Raw genomic sequence first — 3,955 nt, 5'->3', positions numbered from 1 at the left:
AACGGATCAGCGACAAACCGCTCCGCCGTCAACCCGAAACGCTCCGCATAACCACGGGCGAGGCCCGCTCCGGCGACGTACATCTCGCCGGCGACACCCGCGGGAGCGGGCCGCAGTGCCTTGTCGAGGACGTAGACGCGGAGATCGGGGATGGCGCGGCCGATCAGGCTGGCCGCGCCCGCAGCGGCCTTCTCGCGGTCCAGGGCCAGGTAGCTGACGTGCACGGTGGTCTCGGTGATGCCGTACATGTTGACGAGGACGGGTGCGTGCTCGGCGTGCCGGGCGTACCACTCCTCCATGCGCCACAGGTCCAGCGCCTCTCCTCCGAAGACCACGTAGCGCAGGGCGAGTTCCGCCCCGGTCTCCGGGTCGTCGGCATCCGCCTGGATCAGCTGGTAGAAGGCGGACGGGGTCTGGTTGAGGACGGTGACCCGCTCCCGGGCCAACAGCTTGAGGAACTCACCGGGCGAACGCGACACGTCGAAGGGCACGACGACCAGCCGTCCGCCGTGCAGCAGCGGTCCCCACAGCTCCCACACCGAGAAGTCGAAGGCGGCGGAGTGGAACAGCGTCCAGACGTCCTCGGCGCCGAAGCCGAACCAGTGCTCGGTGGAGCGGAAGAGCCGCACCACGTTCTCGTGCGGGATGAGTACGCCCTTGGGGCGGCCGGTCGAACCCGAGGTGTAGATGACGTAGGCGGAGTTCGATGCCCGCAGGGGAGCCGGGCGCTCGGCGTCCGTCAGATCCGTGCCCGCGTGGCGGGCCAGCAGTTCCGCCGTCTCCGGGGCGTCCAGGAACACCCGCCGGGCATCGGTGCGGACATCGGTGCCGAAGCCGGCGGAGGTGAGCAGCAGCCGGGGCCGGGCGTCGGCCAGCATGAACTCGATGCGCTCCTCCGGATAGCCGGAGTCGACCGGGATGTAGGCGGCGCCGGACTTCACCACGGCCAGGAGCGCGACGACCAGGTCGAGGGAGCGGGGCAGGGCGACGGCGACGAACTCCTCCGGCCCGGCGCCCTGCGCGACGAGCAGCCGGGCGAGCCGGTTGGCGCGCTCGTTGAGCTGGGCATACGTGAGGTGCTCACCGTCGCAGGTGACGGCGGTGGCCGTGGGCGTGCCACCCGCGCACGCCTCGAAGAGCTCGGACAGCGTGGCGGGTTCGCCTGCGGGCGTCGGCGCGCCGGTCTCCGCGCCGTTCCACTCCACGAGTGCCCGGTCGCGCTCCTCGCGGGACAGCATCTGCAAGGAGGCGACCCGGCTTCCGGGCTCGGCCGTGGCGAACGACTCGACGAGCCGGGCCAGTCGGCGGGTGTGGGCCTCGGCCTCGTCGGCGGAGTACAGCAGCGGACTGGCCGAGACGTCGATGCGCGCGGAGCCGTCCCCGACGCGGCCGTCGACGACCATCATCAGGTCGTCGTCGTGGCCGCCGGCCAGGGTGCGGGAGGTGCCTCTGTGCCCGCCGAACGACACGGCGGAGTCGTACATCACGATGTTCACTCGGGGGCCGACCAGGCGGCGGTTCGTGCCGGCGGTGCTCAGCTCCCGGCGCAGGTCTTCATAGCGATAACGCTGGTGGCGCAGGGACGCGCGCATCTCCCGCTGCACCTGGCCGAGCAGTTCGGCCACCGTGTCCCCGGGACGGACCGCGATCACCAGCGGGACGACATTGGAGACCATGCCCGGGGTCCCCCGGACGGCGGCAGCGCGGGCGGCGACGGGCAACGCGAGTACGACGTCCTGCTGCCCGGTCAGCGCATGGACGTACGCGGCCTGCGCGGCGACGAACACGGCGGGCCACGGCACCGCGATCTCACGGCACAGATCACGCAGGCCGGCCATCACGGACGTACTGACGGGGGCGGACACGCGCAGCATGTCCTGCGGCATCTGCTGGGGCTGGGCGGCGAGGCCGACGACCTCGGGCAGGTTGGCGAGGTGCTCCAGCCAGTACTCGCGGTCCTCGGCGTGCCGCGCCGAGGACCGGTAGGCCTCCTCCTCGGCGATCAGCTCGGCGAGCGGGCCGAACGTCGTCCCGGGCACGGGAAGACCTGCGGCGAGGGCGGTGTAGACCTCGGCCACGCGCTGGGTCACCAGTCCGGCGCCCACACCGTCCAGGACGATGTGGTGGCAGCGGAAGTACCAGGTGTAACGCTCTGGGCCCAGGCACAGCAGGGCGAGCGTGGACAGACGGTCGCCGGTCAGGTCGACGGGACGTCCCAGGTCCTCCCGGATCCACTGCTCGGCCGCGGAGTCCGGGTCCGCCTCCAGGCTCAGGTCGACGGTGTGGAGCCGCGGTCCGTCGGCTGCCGGCAGAACCCGCTGCCGGGGGCCCCGGCCACCGACGTCGTCGGCGAACCGCACACGCAGCGCCTCTGCCTCGGCGACCACCCGGGCCACGGCCCTGCCGAACAGCTCACCGTCGACGGCGCCGTCGATGTCGATGCGCTCAGCAAGGCTGAAGACGGGGTTTCCCGGCGCCAATTGCTGCGCGAACCAGGTGCCCGCTTGTCCTGCTGTCAGGGACAGCCAGGACTCCTGGTCACACATCATTGCACTCCCTGCCCGCTACCCGGAAAAGTGGTCCACAGCACCATAAGAACGGCCGCAGGCGCCGGGCCACGGCACTGAAGAAACTTCGATATGCCCGTCCGGGGCCAGGGCGCACAGCGGGAATCCGGAATAGCTGCCACCAGTTCGAAGAATTCGATATAAGTGATTTCACAGCACCCGTGATCATCGCGTCGGCAGCCGGTAGCGTCACCGGGTGAACCACGTCGAAGCCGCACCGAAATACTGACCGGAGACCATGATGGATTTCAGTCTCTTCTACTTCGCCAACAATGATTCTGAAATGCATGACCGTTATCGGCTGCTGCTGGACGGCGCGCGCTTCGCCGATGAGAACGGATTCGCCGCCGTATGGACGCCCGAGCGTCACTTCCACCCGTTCGGCGGTCTCTACCCGAACCCCGCGGTGACGGGGGCGGCCGTGGCAGCCGTGACCCGGAACGTCGCCGTACGGGCGGGCAGTGTGGTGGCTCCGCTGCACCACCCGATGAGGATCGCCGAGGAGTGGTCGGTCGTCGACAACATCTCCAACGGCCGGGCGGGGATCGCTTTCGCCTCCGGCTGGCACGCGGCCGACTTCGCGCTGCGTCCGGAGAACTACGCGACCCGCAAGGCCGATCTCATGAACACCATCGAGACGGTGCGCAAGCTCTGGAAGCGCGAGGCGATGCAGTTGGCGGACGGCGCGGGCGAGCCCGTCGAGCTGACGATGTTCCCGCCGCCGGTACAGCCCGAACTGCCGGTGTGGCTGACGAGCTCCGGCACGCCCGAGACCTTCGCCCTGGCGGGTCAGAACGGCCTCGGCATGCTCACGCATCTGCTCGGCCAGGAAGTCGACGTCCTCGCGCAGCGCATCGAGGAGTACCGCCGCGCGTACCGGGACGCCCACCCCGGCTCGGCGGGACAGGGCCACGTGGCGTTGATGCTGCACACCTTCGTCGGCTCGGACCGCGAGGCGGTGCGCGAGACCGTGCGCGAGCCGTTCTCGCGCTACCTCGCCAGCTCGTTCGACCTGGTGATCCGTGCTGCGGAGGCGGCGGGCGCCGAGGGCGCCGCCGTGTCACGCGAGTTGAAGAACATGAGCCCGGAGGACGTGGATTTCCTGATCTCCCAGGCCTTCGACCGCTACTTCCAGACCAGCGGCATGTTCGGCACCGTGGACGACTGCATGGGCGTCCTCAAGGTGATCAAGGACGCAGGTGTGGACGAGGTCGCCTGCCTCGTCGACTTCGGTGTGGAGACCGACACGGTCGTCGACGCCTTCACCGACCTGGCCCGGCTGCACGAGACCTGGCGGGCGCACGAGGCCGCGCTCGGGAGCGTGTCTCCTTAGAAGTCATCTCATTTGGTGAGCCTGCGGTAGCAGATGAGGGTGCAGGCGATGCTGG

Annotated in this window: 2 protein-coding genes; one reads left to right on the top strand and one right to left on the bottom strand. The window is 69.8% G+C overall.

Going from position 1 to position 3,955, the window contains the following annotated elements; genetic code table 11:
* Positions 1-2,549, bottom strand: a 2,549-nt coding sequence (locus tag IE145_RS33890) for an amino acid adenylation domain-containing protein (protein ID WP_189529102.1), incomplete at its 3' end; no start/stop codon positions are given.
* Between the two features lie 256 nt (positions 2,550-2,805).
* Between IE145_RS33890 and IE145_RS33020 the strand changes: the two genes are divergently transcribed.
* Positions 2,806-3,900 (top strand): MupA/Atu3671 family FMN-dependent luciferase-like monooxygenase, encoded by a 1,095-nt coding sequence (locus tag IE145_RS33020; protein ID WP_308427844.1) that lies wholly within the window; start codon positions 2,806-2,808, stop codon positions 3,898-3,900.
* Positions 3,901-3,955 lie beyond the last annotated feature (55 nt).

Source organism: Streptomyces sindenensis (genome assembly GCF_014649035.1).
GTDB classification, from domain to species: domain Bacteria; phylum Actinomycetota; class Actinomycetes; order Streptomycetales; family Streptomycetaceae; genus Streptomyces; species Streptomyces sindenensis.
The sequence above is the reverse complement of the archived record's forward strand: the minus strand, read 5'-3'. Positions and strand labels throughout refer to the sequence as shown.

Bases quoted from the DNA above. Each gene is read 5' to 3' on its own strand.
- IE145_RS33020 (WP_308427844.1), top strand. From the start codon at position 2,806: ATGATGGATTTCAGTCTCTTCTACTTCGCCAACAATGATTCTGAAATG.